Raw genomic sequence first — 19,222 nt, 5'->3', positions numbered from 1 at the left:
CGGCTGGGGAGAGCAGGGTTTATGACACGAACAATCGGGGTACCATTTGCGGTCAAAACGCAAATGCTGATGCTGGCATCGCTGATCGTGCTGGGCACACCTGGCAGTGCCGCTGCCGATGCGGCATCGCCGCTCAACCTGCCCGGTCCGCAGTCGATTTCCGCCAATGACAAGGCGCTGGGCGCCAAATCCAACCCGGACATGACCGCCGAATTCGGTGGGGCCTACACCGGGCCGCAATCCGCGCTGGTGCGCCGCGTCGGAATCACCGTGGCGGGCCAGTCGGGGATTGCCGATGTGTCCCGCGATTTCACGTTTACCCTGCTCAATTCGCCGGTGGAAAATGCCTTCGCGATCCCCGGCGGCTATGTCTATTGCACCCGCGCGCTGCTGGCGCTGATGAATGACGAGGCGGAGCTGGCGTTCGTGCTGGGGCATGAAACCGGCCATATCGCCGCGCACCATGCCGACCAGCGCAACAAGGTTACCCAGCGCGATGTCCTGCTGGGCACGCTGGGCCAGGCCATTCTGGGTGGATTGCTGGGCAATGGCGCGGCCGGGCAGATTGGCGGCGCGCTGGTCAAAAGCGGGGTGAACCGGCTGGTCACCGGCGATGTCATGCACCATTCGCGCACCGAAGAATTCGAAGCGGATGACCTGGGCACGGTGTTCGCGCAAAAGGCCGGCTATGACCCGCTGGCGGCATCACAGATGCTGACCGCGCTGGCGGCGCAGACCGCGCTGGACAAGACCATCGCCGGCGATGCGCGCACCACGCCGCGCTGGGCCATGTCGCACCCCGATCCCGAGGCGCGGGTGGCGCGCGCGCTCGACCGCGCGCGGGCGATGGGCGTGTCATCCGGGCGGCGCAACGGCGATGCATTTCTGATGTCGCTGAACGGCATGATCTATGACGATGATCCGCGCCAGGGCGTGATCGAGGGGCAGACCTTTACCTATCCGGTCGGGCGCGTGACGTTCACCGCGCCAGCTGGCTATGGCATGTCCAACGCCACCGATGCGGTGACCGTGTCTGCACTGGGCGGCAATGGCGGGGGTCAGGCCAGTTTCAGCGGCGGCGCGTTCACCGGCACGCTGGATGCCTATGTCGGCCAGGTGCTGACCAAACTGGGCGGTGACAAACCGGTGCAAGTGTCGCCGCGCCACACCACAATCAATGGCATGGACACCGCCAGCACCACCCTGACCGCGCAGGACAGCGCGGGCAACACCCAGGACGTGACCGTGGTCGCCTATGCGGTTGCCCCGGGCCAGACTTATGCCTTTACCGTGCTGACCCCGCAGGGATCAGGGCTGGGCGCGCTGGCGCCGCTGGTCAGCAGTGTGCGCCGTATGAGCGCCGCTGAGGCTGCCGCGGTGCGCGCGCGCGTCATCAGCGTGGTCAGCGTGGGCAGGCGCGATACCGTCACCACGCTGGCGGCGCGCATGGCCTATACCACCAAGGCGCGCGAACGCTTTGTGGTGCTGAACGGGCTGCCCGCCGATGCCGAACGGCTGCCCAAAGGCCGCAAGGTGAAGCTGGTGGTGTGGGGACCGCCCGGGCGTTATTGATCCCGCGTCAAACTGGCGTCGCCAGCAACTGTGCCAATGCGGCGTTGATAAACCCGGCATCATCGGGGTTCAGCCCGCCGCCCGCCATATGCCCCCACACCGACGGGATCACGCGCAGTTCGGCATTGGGCATCTGCGCCACCTCAATCTCGCTGTCTTCGGACGGAAAATAGAGATCGGTGCGGCACGGCATGATCATCGCGCGCGCCGAAATCGCCGCCAGCGCCACCGCCAGGTCGTCATCAAAACGCGGATCGGCGCTGATATCGGCGGCCTGCCAGGTGGCGAGCATGGCCAGCAGGTTGTTGGCATCGTGTGCCTGAAACGATGGTTCCCACGCCAGGCTCAGAAATGCCTCCATCGACGGCAGGCCCAGCCGGTCGCGATCAAGTTGCTGGCGGAAAAACGTCTGCGACCACGCCCACCCGGCATAAACCCGCGCAAACGCGCGAATCCCGGCCACCGGCGGCACCGTGTAATCCCCGCCGGCAAACGCCGCATCGGCCAGCAGCGCGCACTTGCACCCTTCCAGAAACAGCCAGTTGTGCCGCGATGTGCGCGCCGATCCGCACCACGGCGCGATCCGCTGCACCATGTCGGGAAACAGCGCGCCCCACTGAAACGCCTGTTGCGCGCCCATCGAATACCCGGCCACCAGCGCCAGCGTGGTCAGGCCGAACTGTTCTGTCACCAGCCGGTGCTGCAACAGCACATTGTCGCGCACCGTCACCAGCGGGAAACGCGGGCCATCAAACGGCGCCGGCGTGTTGCTGGGCGATGATGACAGCCCGTTGCCCAGCATGTTGGGGACGATGATGAAATACTTTTCCGGGTCCAGCGCCATGCCCGGCCCGATCGCCCAGGCGTTGCTGGCATGCGTGCCCGAATAGTGGGTGGGAAACACCACGGCATTGTCGCGCGCATCGTTCAGACGCCCGTGCGTGACATAGGCCACGCGCACGCCGGGCAGCACCACGCCTGATTGCAGGGTGACATCGCCGGCGTCAAAATGGGCAAGGTCGGTCATGGTCGGTCTCTTTCCTGTGTGATCTGCAACCTGAGGCGTGATGCGCCCAATCTGATCCATCACGCCTCAGGAGTCTTTGTTTCCGCATCGTTTTTGCACGATGCTTCAGGCTACATCGTCAAGGGCCGGTCGTAACCGGTCAATTCCAGATAGCCGCGCCCGCCGCGTGTGCGCACCGCACCCTCCCAGTAAACCGGCAAGCCGCTGCGGCGTGAATCGATCTCCTGCGCGGCGAACATCGGATCAAGCGTCCAGCGCGTGACCCCGGCGGGCGTGCGGATGCTGATTTCCTGCCGCACCGGATATACTCCGCCGGTCGCCGCGCTGCGCCATGTCGCGAGCGGACGGAACGTGACATCGCCGGGGCCGAGCACGGTCATGGTACCATCGGCGCGGCGCAGCGCCCCGCCCGCCCACAGCGTGCCGCCGGCTTTGGCGCGCATGCGGAACGCCATCAGCGCCGATCCGTCATCAAAATTGATCCCGGTCCAGTCCCACCCTTGCGCATCGGGCGCCAGGTATTGCGATGACCATTCACGGTCCAGCCAGGCCGTGCCCGTTACCGCCACAGTCGCATTGCCGCGCCGGACCGACCCGCTGACGCGCAATTGCGGGATCGAGTAATAATAGCTGGCCTGTTCCGGCAGCGGCCCCTTGCGGCTGTATCCGCCCGCCCCTTGCGGCAAAGGCGGCTGCGTCGGTTGCATATCCAGCGTCAGCGCAAAACCATCGGTGGCAATCCGTGTCTGCCATTGCCCGTTGGCCGTGCGTTGCAGGCGCCAGTCGCGGATGGCCACATCGGCATCGCCCACCCTGGCATTGGCCAGCCCGAAACCCTGCCGCGCGGTGCGTTCGCCATGCAGCAGCGCGGCACTTCCGGCGTCAGACAGCGCGACATGCGCAAACAGCACCTGGCGCGGGGCAAAGCGGCTGGGGTTGGCGAGATCGACCGGCGGCCTGGTGCGAAAAAACGTGACCTGAAACCCCAGATCGTGGCCGTCGGCGGTTTTCAGCCAGCCGGTGACATACCACCATTCGGTGCGAAACGCGGGGTGCGCACCGTGATCGGCGGGAAAGCGCAGGACCATGCCGGGCCGCACCACCGGATAAGGCGCGACCGCAGCGGCACCGGCCCCTGCCCCCAGCAGCAGTCCGGCCAGCATGGCGGCCAACACCGCCGCGCGGCGCCAAAACGGGGTGGCCCACTGCATCACCAATCCTCCCGCACCGACTGGATCGCGCTGCGCGCGGTGGCGCGCCGCCCCGCCAGCACCGCCGTCACCGCCGCCGCACCGATCAGCGCCGCCGCAACGCCGATCAGCGTGGCCACCGGCACCCGCGTTGCCATGGTCCAGTTGAATGACTGCGGGTTGATCACCTGGATCAGCACTTGCGCCAGCACCAGCCCCAGCCCGATCCCGGCCAGCGCTCCGGTCAGCCCGACAATGCCGCCCTCGATCGCCAGCATCGCGGTCAATTGCCCGCGCGTCACCCCCAGATGGCGCAACATGCCGAATTCGCGGGTGCGCGCGATGGTCTGTGCCGACATTGTCGCGGCCACCCCGGCCAGCCCGACCACGATCGCCACCGCCTCCAGCAGATAAGTCACCGCAAAGCTGCGATCGAACAGCGTCAGCGCCACGCGGCGCAGCAGCGCCGGCCGGGTCAATTCCACCTGTTCGCGCAAGGCCGGCGACATCCGCTCCAGCAGCGTCCGACCCACGCCCGCTAGGTCCGCCCCTGGCCGGACGGTCACCGCCAGCTGATCGCGCGCGTCATCCCCGGTCAGGCGTTGATAATCGCGGTCATCGATAATTACCGCGCCGGTCTGGCGGCCATAATCGCGGAACACGCCCACCACGGCAAAGCGTGTGGCCAACCCAGTGACTGGCACAATCGGCAGCGTGATGACCGCGCCCGGTTGCCAACCATAAAGCCGCTCTGCCGGTTCGGACGCCCAGATCGGCAGCGTGCCAGGCGGCGCGGCTGGCCCGCGCGCGATCAGCGCCGGCAAGCCATGGCCGGTCGGACGTGCGATCAGCGTGACCGGTGGCCGGTTGGCGGCGATGGTGATCGGCAACTGGCGGCTGAACACCACAGCGGCCACCCCTGGCGTCGCCGCCAGATTCGCGCGCGTGGCGGGATCAAAACTCGCCCCGGTGTTCACCCGCGCATACAGATCGGCGGCCAGCACATCGCCCAGCCAATCCGCCACCGATCCCCGGAAACTGGTGACCATGGTGGCCATTGCGATCATCAATGCGGTCGATGCAACAATCCCGCACAGCGCGGTCGCGGCGGCGTTGGGCGCACCACGCAGATGGCGGATCGCCAGCAGCAGCGGTACCCCACCCCGCCGCATGCGCGCCAGCGGCGCCAGCAGCGCGCGCGCAAACCACGGCACCCCGACCACGCCGCCGGCCAGCAACAGCGCCATACCGCCAAACCCCCACAGCGGCAGGCCCATGACCGGCGGCAGCATTGTGGCCCCGGCGCCCGCAACCATCAGCGCCGCCGCCGGCCACCATGCCACCGGATCGCGCGGATCGATCACATCGCCCGCGTTTTTCAACGCGGCGGCGGGCGCGGCACGCGCCGCCGCGCGCCCGGGCAGCGCACTGCCCAGCGCGGCGGCAAACACCCCCAGCGCAAAAAAGCCCAGCGCGGCCAGCGGCTGAAACACCACCGGCATCGCGCCCCCGCGAAAATAGCCCGCGCCCAGATCACCGCCAAACCAGTGCAGCGCGGCCCAGGCCAGCGCATAGCCGATCAGCAGCCCGGCGCCCGCGCCGACCACGCCGATCACCAGCCCTTCGCCCACCACCGCCGCGATCACCCCGCCGCGCGGCATGCCCAACGTGCGCAACAGCGCAAACGCGCGTTGCCGCCGCACCACCGACAGCGATTGCGCCGAATAGACCAGAAACCCCCCGGTCAGCAGCGCCACCAGCGCCAGCATATCCAGATTGACGCGATAGGCGCGCGACAGCGCATCACCCGCCACGTTCTGCGCCGCCGGCGTCGACAGGATCGCGGTGGGCGGCAATTGCGCGCGCACATTCGCCTCTGCCAGCGGCCGGTCCGCCAGCGCCAGATCGATCCGGTCGATCCGCCCCAGCCGCCCGAACCGCCATTGCGCCGCCGCGATATCCATGACCGCCAGCGCCGGCGCGTCATCGGCACCCGCCAGCACGCCCGCCACCCGCAGCGGCACGGCATGGCCGTTGGCCGTGACCATGACCGTCGCGCCAACCCGCGTGCCCGCATCGATCAGCGCGCGGCGCGACAGCACCACCACCGCATCATCAAACACCCCTGCGCGATCCCCATCGGATCGCGCAGCCGCCACCAGCGATGGCGTCACCACCGCCGCGCGGAAAATATCCACGCCCAGCAGCGTGATCCGCGCCTTGCCCGCTTGCGCAGGCAAACTGACCACCGGGCTGGCATCGGCCACGCCCCGGGCCATGGCCACACGCGGATAGACCGCCTCATCAAACCCCAGCGGGCTGGTGCCGCGCACAGACAGTTCGGCCGCGCCGCTGACCCCGCGCATCGCACCATCGAACGCGACCAGCGCCGATCCATTGACCAGGTGCACCGCAAACCCCAGCGCAACGCCCACCGCGACCGCCACCGCCGTCAGCACAAAGCGCGCCGGGTGAAACCGCCATTCCCCCCCGATCAGCCAGCGCAGCGCCAGGCGACCATCACCCACGCTCAACCGCCACCAGGCCATCCGCGCCCAGCCGAACCACACGGTCGGCAATCGCCGCGCAGGCATCCGAATGTGTGACCATCACCCCGGCGGCGCCATGGTTGCGCACCGCATCGGCAAACAGCGCCAGCACGCGCGCCGCCGTGGTCGGATCAAGATTGCCGGTCGGTTCATCGGCCAGGATCAGCGCCGGGCGGTGCACCAGCGCGCGCGCGATCGCCACCCGCTGCAATTCCCCGCCCGACAGATCACGCGCATAGCCGCCCCCGCGCCCCTGCAACCCCACCGCATCCAGCATCGCATCGGCGCGCGCCTCCGCAGCAGCGGCATCGGGCGACACCAGCGCCAGCGGCAGTGCCACATTCTGCCGCAAGGTCAGATAGGGCAGAATATGAAACGCCTGAAACACAAACCCGATCCGCGCCCGCCGCAACCGCGTCCGCGCGCCCTCATCCAGCGGCCCCAGCACCGTGCCTTCAATGCTGACGCTGCCGCTATCCGCCTCATCCAGCCCCGCCAGGATATTCAGCAAAGTCGATTTGCCCACCCCGGATTCACCAACAATCGCGACCAGCTCCCCACCCGCAACATCCAAATCCAGCCCGCCAAACAACTGGCGCGGCCCCGGCACCGCCTTGCCCAGCGCGCGGACCTGCAGAATGGGGGGATCGATGGTCATATTTCCCGTGGTGGAGGATCACTGCCGCGCGCGCAAGCCGGCCTTTGGGCAGGATGGCGCCGCTTGGGCAATGGGCAGGCTGGGGACTTGCGTCAGTGCGGGATTATGGGGATATTTGGTCGCGCCACCACATGCCGTTTCGGTTGGGGGTTTGGGGATTTAGTAAAGTGTCACCGGAACCCGGAGCACTTGGAGGACGGCTTGCCGCGCCGTTGCAAGACCGTTTTGGCGCGACCTCGTTGCTTTTCCAGAAATGGTCGCCGATGGTTGACGAGCTATACAACGCACCTGCAACCACGACCGGCGCGATCACCGATATAACCCGGAAAATCATTACGCCCACAGCAAAACAGGTTTTTGAAGGCAGATGACCTCCGAACAGACCAGCCATCTGAGACATTCCCAACGTTGCTATCACTGGTTGTTCGTGTGGGCGGTCCTCAACTCCCTGTTAGTGGTCGGAATCATCAAGAGAGGATGGGGGCATGGGGTAGAGATGATACTCATCTCATCTGCCATCCTCTTTGGTTATGGTTTTCTAATCGACATAAGCACCAGAATATGGTGGACGGCCAATCAGATATGGTGGCGTGACTTGGATTACTTCTCGATCAAGACGATGCGCCACACCGTGCGTATTGGCGAGATAACTGAGGTGACGGTCGCCAATCACCCGGCCAACTTCGTGCCTAATAAGCCATTCGACCGCTTCCTGCTAGTGAGCCCAGCCGATACAATCACGATCCTTCCCAGCTTCCATCAGCGTGAGGAGTTGGAGGACCTGCTGCGCCTCATTCACGAGAAGCGCCCGGAGGCGTTCACCGATCCTCATGTTCTGGAGTTCATGGACGGGGGCTTCGCGGAATGGTGGCGGTATCGGTAAAGATGCCGCCTTCTCCTATGAAATTAATATTATCGAAAGAAACATTTATGCTGTCCAACGGGCTTTGCAGATTTATCGTGGGTTTGCCATCAACAATGGCAGCTTTAGCAATCTCATGTTCAGCGCAAGGATCGCCCCTAACATTGAACAATATCGAAAGCCTGCCGCCATATGATGCTGCGCGTGTTATTTTTGGTAGCGTGCTTGAGCCAGGAGCCGACGGGTTCCGGTGACACTTTACTAAATCCCCATACCTTTTACAGATGAAGATGGGAATTTGTGATGACGGATGCGTAAGCCCCAAACGCCCGTCTAACCCAGCCCCCTGAGGGGAAAAGCACTGTCTGGCCAAAATTTCAGGACTGTCTGGTGCGGTCGAGAAGACTCGAACTTCCACGGCCTTTCGGCCACAACGACCTCAACGTTGCGCGTCTACCAATTCCGCCACGACCGCATCATCGTGACGGGCGCGCAGGCCGTGACCGGTGCACCCGTCGGGGTAGGAGCGGGCGCGTAGCAAACACCATTGCCGGGTGCAACCTGTGTTTCCCGGTGCCAGGCCGGTTTAATCGGGTTTCCAGCCGATATCGGCCGATTTGGCCGATTTGGGCACGTCGGTCACCGCTTCGTTGATGGTTTCGCTTTCGCCCGGTTTCAGCACGTCTTTCGACGGGGTCACGGTCCAGGTGTACACCACCCGGTTGTTTGCATCGCGCAGCACGATCAGGATCGGCGGCACTTCGCGCACATCCTTGCCGATGTTGGTGACCGTGCCGCTGGCGCCGAAATAGTCCTTGCCATTGGGCAGCGTGCGGCGGTCCTGCCGTTCGGCGGGGAATGACAGCGCCAGATCGGGGCGCGCCGCCCCGAACACCGGATGCGCACGCGCCACCGGCAGCCAGTCAGGCAGGCCGAACCAGGCGACCGCGCCGATCGCCGCCGCCACGGTCAGCGCAAACAGCACCGCGGCGATGGTCCACAGCCGTGCGGGATTGCGCCGCGGGCGAAACGGCGGTTCGGGCGCAAACGGCGATCGCGTGTCATCAACCGTGTCGGCCACGCGGGGCGCGGGTATGGGCCGCGCAGGGCGCGCCGATGGTGGCGGGGTGGGAACCGGGGCGATGCCGGACGCGGGATCGGCTGCCGCGATCGGCCGTGACGCCAACGTATCGGCGGGCGCATCAGCAGGCGTATCAGCAATCTGGGCCGGTTCGGACAGCACCAGTTCGGGGCCGGCCTGAAACCAGCTGTGCCGGCACTTGGCACAGCGCACGGTCCGCCCGTCCACCCCGATGGCGCTGTCGGGTACGACATAGCGCGTGGAACAATCGGGGCAGGCAATGATCATGCTTGCGGGTTAAGCATGGCAGTGCCTATGGAAACAATAGCTTCAGGTGGGGAGAATTGCATCGATGGCCTTTTTTCCACATGCATTGACGCTTATGCTGCGCGAACATCCCCCGTTGTTCCCCTTGTCCCAAGCGAAAACCAAGCCCCGCGACCATGGCTGAGCCTGATGCCGAAATCGTCCAGTTCGACAATGTCGGGCTGCGCTATGGCACGGGCAAGGAGGCGCTGACCGATATTTCGTTCACGCTGTACCCCGGCCGGTTCTATTTTCTGACCGGCGCATCGGGCGCGGGCAAGACCAGCCTGTTGCGGCTGTTGTACCTGGCGCAGCGGCCATCGCGCGGGTTGATCCGCATGTTCGGCACCGATGCGATCACGCTGTCACGCGATCGGCTGCCCGGGTTTCGCCGCCGGCTGGGCGTGGTGTTTCAGGATTTCCGGCTGGTCCCGCATCTGTCGGCATTTGACAATGTCGCACTGCCGCTGCGGGTGGCCGGGGTGGCAGAGCGTGAGATTACGCGCCCGGTTGATGAAATGCTCGATTGGGTCGGGCTGGCCGACCGGCGCAATGCCCGACCCGCGACGCTGTCGGGCGGGGAACAGCAGCGCGTGGCGATCGCGCGCGCGGTGATCGCCCGACCCGACATGCTGGTGGCAGACGAACCGACCGGCAACGTCGATCCCGAAATGGCGCTGAAACTGTTGCGCCTGTTCGAAAGCCTGAACCGGCTGGGCACCACCGTGGTGGTAGCCACCCACGATGTCCACCTGATCCGCAAAGTGCCGGATTCGTTGATCATGCGGCTGGACAAGGGGCGGATGTCCGACCCGACCGGTGCCCTGCGCTATCCCCCGCGCCGCACCACGCCCGCCGCCGACACCGGCTATGCCGATATGCCACCAGTTGACAGCAAAGCTGGTAGCGACGGCGATGGCGAACCACCGCTGGGGTTTGCCCCGGCATGAACGCGGCAGCGCTGTTTGGCGGATCACGCAAGGCAGAGCCCGGGCTGCTGCCCGACCCGCGGCTGGGCAATCCGATGCCGTGGGTGATTGCCATCGTCATCGCGCTGACGGTGATCGCGGCGGGCAGTGGTTTGGCGCTGCGCAATGCCGCGACCAGCGCCAACGCCACGTTGAACGGGGGGGTGATCGTGCAGATCGTGACCGCCGCGCCGGCATCGCGCAACCAGCAGGCCGATGCCGCGCTGGCCGCGCTGACCCGCACGCCCGGCGTGATCGAGGCGCACCGCGTGGCGCAGGATCAGTTGGAAGGTCTGCTGGAACCATGGCTGGGCACGCGCCCTGGCGACACCATTGATGATTTGCCAATCCCCGCGCTGATCGATGTGCGGATGGCCGATGCGGCCACGCCTGACCGGATCAAGGCCCTGCGTGCGACACTGGCCGCAGTCGCGCCGGCGGCACAGATCGATGCGCAGGCGGCGTGGCTGACCCCGGTGTTCCGCGCGCTGGCAACGCTGCAATGGCTGGCTGCCGGGCTGATCGCGCTGCTGGCGCTGGCGACGATTGCGGCGGTGGTGCTGGCGGCGCGCAACACATTGGTCAACCATCGCGAAACAATCGCCATCGTGCATCTGCTGGGGGGCACGGACAGCCAGATTGCGCGGGTGTTTCAACGCGCGGCCGGGATCGAGGCGGGTATCGGCGGGATCATCGGGCTGATCGCGGGGGTGGCGGCGATTGTGGTGCTGGCGCAACAATTCAGCGCGCTGGGGTCGGGCATGGCGACCGGTGCCGCGCTGGGCTGGGGCGATTGGCTGGTGATTGCACTGATCCCGCTGGGCGGGGTCGGGCTGTCGGTGTTGACCGCGCGGCTGACCGTGCTTTCCGCGCTGCGGCGGATGGTGTAACGTGCGGCTGATGTTGCGTGGTAAACCGCCCGGGCTGTTTCGCCGCCTGCTGTCGCTGCTGGTGCTGGCGTGGCTGCTGGGCTTTATCTGGTTTGCGCTGCTGTTGCCGCGCCCGGCAGAGGACGTGCACACCGATGCGGTGATCGCGCTGACCGGGGCCAGCGGGCGCATCGCGCGCGGGCTGGATGTGGTGCGCGCAGGCCAGGCGCAACGCATGCTGGTATCGGGTGTCGACAGCGAAGTGACGGCGGCGCATTTCGCCACCGAATTCGGCGTTTCGCCTGCATTGCTGGCCTGTTGCGTGACGTTGGGCTATGCCTCGTTCGATACCTGGTCCAACGCCCAGGAGGCGGCGGCCTGGATCGCGCGTTACCACGTGCGATCGGTGCGGCTGGTCACCACCGACTGGCACATGCGCCGCGCCGTTTTCGATCTGAGGCTGGCCGGACCGAAACAGCTGATCATTGTCGAAGATGCCGTGCGATCGCATCCATCGATCAAAGTGCTGTTCGTCGAATACAACAAATTCATCGCGCGGATCGTGGCCTGGCTGATCAACTGGCCGGCGACCACCCGCGCCACGGTAGCGGGCCATGACCATAGCTGACCGTCATGGTGGGCCATGACCACACCTGATCGCCCCGCCGGTCTGGCCGGGCTGCTGCGCAACATCGCGTTCTATACCCTGTTTTACGGGGGCAGCGTGCCACTGCTGATGATCAATATCGTCACCCTGCTGCTGCCCGCCGGGGTGCTGTTCGTGATGGTGCGGGTGTGGTGCGGCTGGCACTGGTGGTGCTGTCGCCATGTGCTGGGCATCCGCGTGGTGGTCGAAGGCCAGGTGCCGGACTATCCGGCGCTGTTTGCGATGCGCCATGAATCGTTTTTTGAAGCGATTGATCTGCCGATCCTGCTGCACAACCCCGTGGTGTTTGCCAAACAGGAACTGTTTGCCATTCCGCTGTGGGGCGCATTGGGCCGGCGTTATGGCCTGGTCACGGTCGATCGTCACGCCGGTGCGCGTGCATTGAAAGCGATGTTTGCCGCCGCGCGGGCGCACAGCCGCGGCGCGCAGCGTGCCCGGCCGCTGGTGATCTTTCCCGAAGGAACGCGGGTGCCGCATGGCACTGCGGCGCCCTTGCAGGCGGGCTTTGCCGGGTTGTACAAGATCATGGGCCTGCCGGTGGTGCCGGTCGCAGTCGACAGCGGGCCATTGTACCACCGCTGGTGGAAACGCCCGGGGGTGATCACCTATCGCTTTGGCGCCGAAATCCCTGCCGGCCTGCCGCGCCACGCGATCGAGACCGCCGTGCACGATGCGATCAACGCGCTGAACAGCTGATCAATTCCCGCCAGTGTGATCGCTGCGGCCAAAGTCGGGGCGGGCATCGTCCTGGCCCATTTCGATGATCGACCGGCGAATGGCGCGGGTGCGGGTGAACTGGTCGTGCAGCAACTGGCCATCGCCGGCGCGGATTGCCGCCTCCAGCTCTGCAAGGTCGCGGTTGAACCGGCCCAGCATATCCAGCACGGCATCACGGTTGGTCAAAAACACGTCGCGCCACATGGTTGGGTCCGACGCGGCAATGCGGGTAAAATCGCGAAAACCGCCGGCGGAATACTTGATCACCTCGCTTTGCGTCACGCGTTCCAGATCGGATGCGGTGCCGACGATGGTATAGGCGATCAGGTGCGGCAGGTGGCTGGTGACCGCCAGCACCAGATCGTGGTGTTCGGCATCCATCACTTCGACCCGCGCGCCAAACGCCTCCCACAGCGCGACCAGCCGTGCCAGATCGGCGGGGTCGGCATCGGCCGGCGGGGTCAGGATGCACCAGCGGTTGCGAAACAGGCTGGCAAAGCCCGCGTCCGGCCCGCTTTGTTCGGTCCCCGCCACCGGATGCGCGGGGATCACGCGGTGCCCCGGCAGCGCGTCGGCCAATGCGGCGGCGACCCCGGCCTTGCTCGACCCGACATCGCTGATCACCACCCCGGCGGACAGCCCGGGCGCCATGGCGCGCGCGGCATCGCCCATCGCCCCGACCGGTACGCACAGCACCACCAGATCGGCGCCGGCCACCGCCTCTGCCGCGTCGTCATAAATCGCATCGGCCAGCGTGATCGCCCGCGCCCGATCGCGCACCGCCGGGTCCGCGTCATAACCGGTGACGCGGATGCCCGGCAGTCCCGCATGCGCGGCACGCGCCACAGATCCACCGAGCAGCCCCAGCCCGATCACCGCGACATGGCGAAACGGCAGCGATGGCATGTCGGCGTTCACGCCGCGGCCCCGGCCAGCTGCGCCAGCACCACCGCGATGTGGTCCATCTGTTCAGGCGTGCCGATGGTGATGCGCAGGCATTGCGGCAGGCCCTGCCCCGGCAGCCAGCGGGTGATATAGCCATGGTCCATCAGCGCCAGATAGGCAGCCTGTGCCGTCAGCGCGCCCATAAATTCGATCAGCACGAAATTGGCTTCGCTGGGCAAGGGGCGCAGGCCATGGTTGCCCAGCGTCGCCAGTGCAGCCACAAACCGCGCCCGTTCGCGCGCGTTGTGCGCGCGTGACTGCTCCACAAACGCCTGATCGGCGACCGCCGCCAGCGCGGTTGCCTGCGCCGACAGCGACAGGTTGAACGGGCCGCGGATGCGGTTGAGCATATCCACCAGCGCCGGATCACCGGTGGCCCAGCCGACGCGTTCGCCCGCCAGCCCGTAAATCTTTGAAAATGTGCGGGTGACCAGCACATTGTGGCTGCGCTGCGCCAGCGCAAAGGCGCCATCGTCGGCCTCCGCCGCGACATATTCGGCATAAGCCTGGTCAATCACCAGCAGGACATCGGGGCGCAAGCCCGCGTGCAGCCGCGCAACCTCTTCCCGGCCGATATAGCTGCCGGTGGGGTTGTTGGGGTTGGCCAGAAAAACCACGCGCGTGGCCGGGGTGACCGCCGCCAGCAGCGCATCCACATCGGTGCCGTAATCGCGATCAGGCGCCACGATCGGCGTCGCCCCGCAGCGCCGCGCGGCAATGTCATAGACCGAAAAGCCGAAACGGACATAGACCACCTCGTCACCCGGCCCCGCAAACGCCTGCGCCGCCAGGTTGAGCAATTCGTCTGACCCGGTGCCCATGACCACGCGATCGGTGGCGATGCCATGCAGGTGCCCCAGCGCGTTGCGCAGCGCCACGCTGTCGGGATCGGGATAGCGCGCCTGATCACCAGCATGGGCGCGCGCCGCTTGCGCCAGCGGGCTGGCACCCAGCGGATTTTCATTGGCCGACAGCTTGATCAGCGCGGCGCCGTCGGTGCCGGTCGATTTGCCCGGGACATAGGCATGGATCGCGGCGATCCACGGTTTTGGCTGGGGACGCGCGGCCAGGGCAGGCGCGGCGGCAGAAGGAAGCGCGGGCGAGGTCATGCCTCGCGCCTTATCCGGGTTCGCGCGCCAAGGAAACTGCCGAAAGGCGCCACGCACCTTGCGCTGCAGACGAAAAAAGGGCCGGAAGACGAATCTTCCGGCCCGAGTGCGTTCGCAGGAGGAACATGGTCCGGCAGGGGGGTGGAATGGGGAGAGGATCATCCCACCCACCCTGCCAAGCTGGTAAAAAACTTAGTAGTTGTAGGCGCGTTCGCCGTGTTCTGTGATGTCGAGCCCTTCACGCTCGGCATCTTCGGTCGGACGCAGGCCGATGGTCTTGTCGATCACAAAGTACAGGATCGCCGAGATGATACCCGACCACAGCAGCGTGATCAGCACCGCTTCGCCCTGGATCATCAGCTGACCCACGGTGTCATAGGTGGTGTTCACGACCGACGGGAACTTTGTGTAATCGGTGATGCCCTGACCGCCGAGCGCGGGGTTGGCAACAATCGCAGTACCCAGCGCGCCGGTGATGCCGCCAACGCAGTGGATGCCGAACACGTCCAGCGTATCATCATACTTGAACTTGTTCTTTACCGTGGTGACGAAGGCAAAGCAGATCGGCGAAACGATCAGACCCAGCACCAGCGCAGTCATCGGATGGGCATAACCCGAAGCCGGTGTAACCGCGACCAGACCTGCCACCGCGCCCGAGGCAGCGCCCAGCATCGAAGGCTTTTTGTGGACGATCTGTTCGATCAGCGCCCAGCTGACCGCAGCAGCGCAAGTGGCGAGCATGGTGTTGACGAAAGCAACCGCGGTAATGCCGTTGGCTTCAAGGTTGGACCCGGCGTTGAAACCGAACCAGCCCACCCACAACAGCGATGCGCCGATCATGGTCATGGTCAACGAATGCGGCGGGGTGTTTTCCTTGCCAAAACCAACCCGCTTGCCGATCATCAGGCAGCCGACCATCCCGGCGATGCCGGCATTGATGTGCACGACGGTACCGCCGGCGAAGTCGAGCGCGCCCTTGGCCCACAACAGGCCACCTTCGGTCGGGGTGTCTGAGGTGAAGTCCGGGCCTGCCCAGTACCACACCATGTGTGCAACCGGGTAATAGACCAGCAGCGACCACAGCACGACAAACACGATCAGCGGGGTGAACTTGATGCGTTCGGCAAACGAACCCACGATCAGCGCCGGGGTGATCATCGCAAACGTCATCTGGAACACGAAATAGCACAGTTCGGGGATGTAGACGTTGTCAGAGAACGTCGCCGCATAGGTCGAACCGTTCACACCCATCATCAGCGCTTTTGAAAAGCCGCCGATATACGGGGTCAGCGCCGGCGTCGGACCGGTGGTGAACGCCATCGAATAGCCGACCGTCGCCCACAGCAACCCGGTGACCGACACGATCATGAACACCTGCATCAACAGGCTGAGCATGTTCTTGGTACGCACCAGACCGCCGTAAAACAGCGCCAGGCCCGGTACGCTCATCATCAGCACCAGTGCCGACGAAACGAGCATCCAGGTGGTGTCACCCTTGTTGACCATCGTCGCCTGCTGGGCGACGGTTGGTGCCTTGATCATCGCCGCGTCGGCGAAAGCGGTCGTTGCAGTGCCCAGCATGATCGCTGACCCCACGACGCCACTGATCATTTTGCGGATCATATGGTTTCCCTTCATGTCGGACATCACAGGGCGGTATCCCCGGTTTCACCGGTGCGGATGCGCGTGGCAGAGGCAAGATCGATCACAAAGATCTTGCCATCGCCGATTGCCCCAGTGTTGGCGGTCTGCTGGATCGCTTCGATGATACGCGGCGCCAGATCGTCCGACACAGCAATCTCAAGCTTTACCTTTGGCAGCATATTGGTGGTGTATTCGGCGCCGCGATAGATTTCGGTCTGGCCTTTCTGCCGACCGAAGCCCTTGACTTCCGACACTGTCATCCCGGCAACGCCCATGCCCGACAGCGCTTCACGCACTTCGTCGAGCTTGAACGGCTTGATGATGGCGATGATGTATTGCATTCATGCCCCCTAAACAGACCCGGCACGAAAACTCGCAACCGGGCGCCAAGGGTTAAAAGCAAGATGCGTGCCAGATCAGTATATGCCCTGATTGGCCCATTTCCGAGCGATTGCTGGTTAACCGGGGTGGCCATATCCGCCCAAATAACGCGCAAGGTCGCGATTTTTGCCTAAAATTTAGGCAGGGAACTTTGTTTGGGAAGTACGAGGGCGCTTACAGAAAATCCTTCAGCGTGGCGATGAACCGTTCGAACTGGTCATGGTGCAGCCAGTGCCCGGCATCGGCAAATTCCATCACCGTGGCGTTGCGAAAGATTTTGGCCCGGCCATCGCGGTCGGGATTGCCGGCCCACGAATCCGCCCCGTTCAGCAGCAGCGTGGGGCAGGTGATCGCCGCCCAGAATTCGTGTTTGCGCTCGGTCGAAATGTCATAGGGATGATCGATGTGGACATAGGGATCGAATTTCCACGTGAACGTGCCGTCTTCGTTGCGGTTGATCCCGTGGATGGTCAGGTGCCGGGCCTGTTCCTCGGTCAGATAGGGATTTTCCGCCTTCATCCGGCCATAGGCATCGGCCAGCGTGGCATAGCGGCGCGGCAGTCGGCCCGCTGCTTTGCGCTTTTCGCCGATATAATCGCGCACGCGCCGCGCAAACGGCACGTCCTTCATCCGCATTTCCCATTCCGGGGTGGGGAAAATCCCCTCGATCGCCACCAGTTTGCGCACATCTTCGGGAAACAGCCCGGCATAGCGCAGCGATACGTTGGCGCCCATCGAATGCGACACGATCGTCACCGGTGCCAGATTGAGCTGGTGGATCAGCTGCGCCACGTCATAGACCATGTCCATCACGCGGTAATTGCCGTCGGATGCCCACTCGCTGTCGCCGTGGCCGCGGTGGTCCAGCGCGATCACATGCCAGTCATCGCGCAGGCGTTCGGCGGTCCAGTCCCAGCTGCGGCAATGGTCGCGTCCGCCGTGGATCAGCAGCAGCGGCGGTTTGTCCGCATTGCCCCAGTCGACATAGTGCAGCCGCAGGCGTTGCGAGGTGAAGGTGTTCGAAGTGGGGCCAAGCAGGTTCATGGCGCCTAATTGGCGCGCACAAACCGCGCTGGCAAGACCCCGCTATCTTTCTTTTGTGGCGGAAAAAACCAGGTCGGGATTGCGTTCCTGCTGGTATCCCACATCCCAGGCCGACCGCGCCATGAACACGGCATCGCCATCGCGGTCGCGCGCCAGGTTCGACATGTTGAAATCGGTAAAACCCTTGATCGCCGCCTCACTGCCCTTGATCCAGCGCGCGGTATCGAACGGCGATGGTTCCAGCACGGCGGCCACCTTGTATTCCGCCTCCAGCCGCGAGATCAGCACATCAAGCTGCAATTGCCCGACCACGCCAACAATCCACTGCGCGCCGATTTCGGGATAGAACACCTGGATCACGCCCTCTTCCGACAAGTCGTCCAGCGCCTTTCGCAGCTGTTTGGTCTTGGTCGGGTCCTTCAGCGCCACGCGGCGCAGGATTTCCGGCGCAAAATTGGGCAGCCCGGTAAAGCGCACATCGTTGCGTTCAGACAGCGTATCGCCCACCCGCAACGTGCCATGGTTGGGGATGCCGATGATATCGCCGGCCTCTGCCGTATCGGCGATTTCGCGGTCCTGGGCAAAGAACAGGATGGGCGAATGCACCGCGATCGGCTTGCCCAGCCCCGACGGGATCAGTTTCATGCCGCGCCGGAACGTGCCCGACACCATGCGCATGAACGCGATGCGGTCGCGGTGCTGCGGGTCCATATTGGCCTGCACCTTGAACACGAACCCGGTGACATCGGCGCGCGACGGATCGATCACGCCCACATCGGATGATTGCGGGCGCGGCGGCGGGGCGAACCGCGCGATCGCATCGATCAGTTCGGCAATGCCAAACCCCTTCAGCGCGGACCCGAAATAGACCGGCGTCATGTCGCCATGGCGATAGGCGGCCAGATCAAATTCGGGATAGCCCATTTGCGCCAGTTCAATTTCCTCGGCCACCACCGCCGGGATCGTGGCGTCGGCCAGCGGATCATTGCGCCCCAGAAATTCGCGCGAATCGCCTTCGGGCCGCGCAATCAGCCCGGTCGCAAAGTTCAGCACGCCTTCGAATTGCCCGCCCAGGCCGATCGGCCAGGACATCGGCACGACATCCAGCGCCAGCGCATCGGCCACTTCGTCCAGCGTTTCGAACACGCTGCGTCCTTCGCGGTCGACCTTGTTGACAAAGGTGATGATCGGCACCGACCGCATCCGGCACACTTCAAACAGTTTGCGCGTCTGCGGTTCGATACCCTTGGCCGCGTCGATCACCATGATCGCCGAATCCACCGCGGTCAGCGTGCGATAGGTATCCTCGGAAAAGTCCTCATGCCCGGGCGTATCGAGCAGGTTGAAGACAATCCCGTCCTTTTGAAAGGTCATGACCGAGCTGGTCACCGAAATCCCGCGCTGCTGTTCGATCTTCATCCAGTCCGACCGCGCGCGCCGCGCCTGGCCGCGCGCCTTGACCTCACCCGCCAGGTGGATCGCCCCGCCCTGCAACAGCAGCTTTTCGGTCAGCGTGGTCTTGCCCGCGTCGGGGTGCGAGATGATGGCAAAAGTGCGGCGGTTGGAGATGGAATCCTGGGACATGGGATGCCCCTAAACCATGCGGAGCAAAATGTGACCCGGTTTTTACAGG

The 19,222-nt window shown here is 64.9% G+C and carries 18 protein-coding genes and 1 tRNA gene; 7 read left to right on the top strand and 12 right to left on the bottom strand.

Translation table 11 applies throughout. The annotated features are described in order from the left end of the window. Window positions 1-21 precede the first annotated feature (21 nt). Complete coding sequence (locus ABWP89_RS09915; RefSeq protein WP_353228972.1) at window positions 22-1,572, top strand: M48 family metalloprotease; 1,551 nt, start codon at window positions 22-24, stop codon at window positions 1,570-1,572. Window positions 1,573-1,579: 7 nt separating this feature from the next. Here the strand turns inward: ABWP89_RS09915 and ABWP89_RS09910 are convergent, their stop codons facing one another. The 4 genes from ABWP89_RS09910 to ABWP89_RS09895 all read right to left on the bottom strand — a co-directional run bounded on the left by ABWP89_RS09910 (window position 1,580) and on the right by ABWP89_RS09895 (window position 6,996). Then, window positions 1,580-2,599 carry an alpha/beta fold hydrolase gene (locus tag ABWP89_RS09910; protein WP_353228971.1) on the bottom strand — a complete coding sequence of 340 codons (1,020 nt, stop codon included), beginning with the start codon at window positions 2,597-2,599 and terminating at the stop codon, window positions 1,580-1,582. A gap of 110 nt (window positions 2,600-2,709) precedes the next feature. Then, window positions 2,710-3,810 (bottom strand): lipocalin-like domain-containing protein, encoded by a 1,101-nt coding sequence (locus ABWP89_RS09905; RefSeq protein WP_353228970.1) that lies wholly within the window; start codon window positions 3,808-3,810, stop codon window positions 2,710-2,712. Next, window positions 3,810-6,383, bottom strand: coding sequence for an FtsX-like permease family protein (locus tag ABWP89_RS09900; RefSeq protein WP_353228969.1), 2,574 nt, complete (start codon window positions 6,381-6,383; stop codon window positions 3,810-3,812). The genes ABWP89_RS09905 and ABWP89_RS09900 overlap by 1 nt, the downstream gene beginning before the upstream one ends. Then, window positions 6,310-6,996 carry an ABC transporter ATP-binding protein gene (locus ABWP89_RS09895; RefSeq protein ID WP_353228968.1) on the bottom strand — a complete coding sequence of 229 codons (687 nt, stop codon included), beginning with the start codon at window positions 6,994-6,996 and terminating at the stop codon, window positions 6,310-6,312. Before ABWP89_RS09895 ends, ABWP89_RS09900 begins: the two co-directional genes overlap by 74 nt. A 167-nt stretch (window positions 6,997-7,163) precedes the next feature. Here ABWP89_RS09895 and ABWP89_RS09890 point away from each other — a divergent pair, with 167 nt between their 5' ends. Next, entirely contained in the window at window positions 7,164-7,367 is a 204-nt protein-coding gene (locus ABWP89_RS09890; RefSeq protein ID WP_353228966.1) for a hypothetical protein, read from the top strand. A 125-nt stretch (window positions 7,368-7,492) separates the two neighbouring features. Continuing rightward, window positions 7,493-7,879, top strand: coding sequence for a hypothetical protein (locus ABWP89_RS09885; protein WP_353228965.1), 387 nt, complete (start codon window positions 7,493-7,495; stop codon window positions 7,877-7,879). Between the two features lie 367 nt (window positions 7,880-8,246). On the opposite strand, the gene ABWP89_RS09880 is transcribed toward ABWP89_RS09885, so the two are convergent. Both ABWP89_RS09880 and ABWP89_RS09875 read right to left on the bottom strand, forming a co-directional pair. Further along, a tRNA-Leu gene (locus tag ABWP89_RS09880) sits at window positions 8,247-8,333 on the bottom strand. Window positions 8,334-8,444: 111 nt separating this feature from the next. Beyond that, the gene (locus ABWP89_RS09875) at window positions 8,445-9,227 is read right to left on the bottom strand and encodes an MJ0042-type zinc finger domain-containing protein (protein ID WP_353228964.1); all 783 of its coding nucleotides are present in this window, start codon (window positions 9,225-9,227) and stop codon (window positions 8,445-8,447) included. A gap of 155 nt (window positions 9,228-9,382) precedes the next feature. Here ABWP89_RS09875 and ftsE point away from each other — a divergent pair, with 155 nt between their 5' ends. The 4 genes from ftsE to ABWP89_RS09855 are packed head-to-tail and all read left to right on the top strand — an operon-like array spanning window position 9,383 to window position 12,445. Continuing rightward, a complete protein-coding gene (ftsE, locus tag ABWP89_RS09870; protein WP_353228963.1) occupies window positions 9,383-10,195 on the top strand; it encodes a cell division ATP-binding protein FtsE in 813 nt (270 codons plus the stop codon). Further along, window positions 10,192-11,103, top strand: a complete 912-nt coding sequence (locus ABWP89_RS09865; protein WP_353228962.1) for a cell division protein FtsX — start codon at window positions 10,192-10,194, stop codon at window positions 11,101-11,103. Before ftsE ends, ABWP89_RS09865 begins: the two co-directional genes overlap by 4 nt. A gap of 10 nt (window positions 11,104-11,113) precedes the next feature. Further along, window positions 11,114-11,710: a YdcF family protein gene (locus ABWP89_RS09860; protein WP_353228961.1), complete on the top strand. Its 597-nt coding sequence runs from the start codon at window positions 11,114-11,116 to the stop codon at window positions 11,708-11,710. 15 nt (window positions 11,711-11,725) lie between these two features. Next, window positions 11,726-12,445 carry a lysophospholipid acyltransferase family protein gene (locus ABWP89_RS09855; protein WP_353228960.1) on the top strand — a complete coding sequence of 240 codons (720 nt, stop codon included), beginning with the start codon at window positions 11,726-11,728 and terminating at the stop codon, window positions 12,443-12,445. Here ABWP89_RS09855 and ABWP89_RS09850 read toward each other — a convergent pair whose 3' ends face one another. From ABWP89_RS09850 to ABWP89_RS09825, 6 genes are all read right to left on the bottom strand, one after another. Beyond that, complete coding sequence (locus tag ABWP89_RS09850; RefSeq protein ID WP_353229001.1) at window positions 12,446-13,372, bottom strand: prephenate/arogenate dehydrogenase family protein; 927 nt, start codon at window positions 13,370-13,372, stop codon at window positions 12,446-12,448. Window positions 13,373-13,380: 8 nt separating this feature from the next. Then, on the bottom strand, window positions 13,381-14,520 hold the full coding sequence (gene hisC / locus ABWP89_RS09845; protein ID WP_353228959.1) for a histidinol-phosphate transaminase: 1,140 nt from the start codon (window positions 14,518-14,520) through the stop codon (window positions 13,381-13,383). Between the two features lie 192 nt (window positions 14,521-14,712). Beyond that, window positions 14,713-16,143: an ammonium transporter gene (locus tag ABWP89_RS09840; protein ID WP_353228958.1), complete on the bottom strand. Its 1,431-nt coding sequence runs from the start codon at window positions 16,141-16,143 to the stop codon at window positions 14,713-14,715. Window positions 16,144-16,166: 23 nt separating this feature from the next. Then, a complete protein-coding gene (locus ABWP89_RS09835; protein ID WP_353228957.1) occupies window positions 16,167-16,505 on the bottom strand; it encodes a P-II family nitrogen regulator in 339 nt (112 codons plus the stop codon). Window positions 16,506-16,719: 214 nt separating this feature from the next. Next, a complete protein-coding gene (locus ABWP89_RS09830) occupies window positions 16,720-17,589 on the bottom strand; it encodes an alpha/beta fold hydrolase (RefSeq protein WP_353228956.1) in 870 nt (289 codons plus the stop codon). Window positions 17,590-17,631: 42 nt separating this feature from the next. Then, the gene (locus ABWP89_RS09825) at window positions 17,632-19,173 is read right to left on the bottom strand and encodes a peptide chain release factor 3 (protein WP_353228955.1); all 1,542 of its coding nucleotides are present in this window, start codon (window positions 19,171-19,173) and stop codon (window positions 17,632-17,634) included. Window positions 19,174-19,222 lie beyond the last annotated feature (49 nt).

It is taken from the genome of Novosphingobium sp. (assembly GCF_040398825.1).
In the GTDB taxonomy this organism is placed as follows: Bacteria; Pseudomonadota; Alphaproteobacteria; order Sphingomonadales; family Sphingomonadaceae; genus Novosphingobium.
The sequence above is the reverse complement of the archived record's forward strand: the minus strand, read 5'-3'. Positions and strand labels throughout refer to the sequence as shown.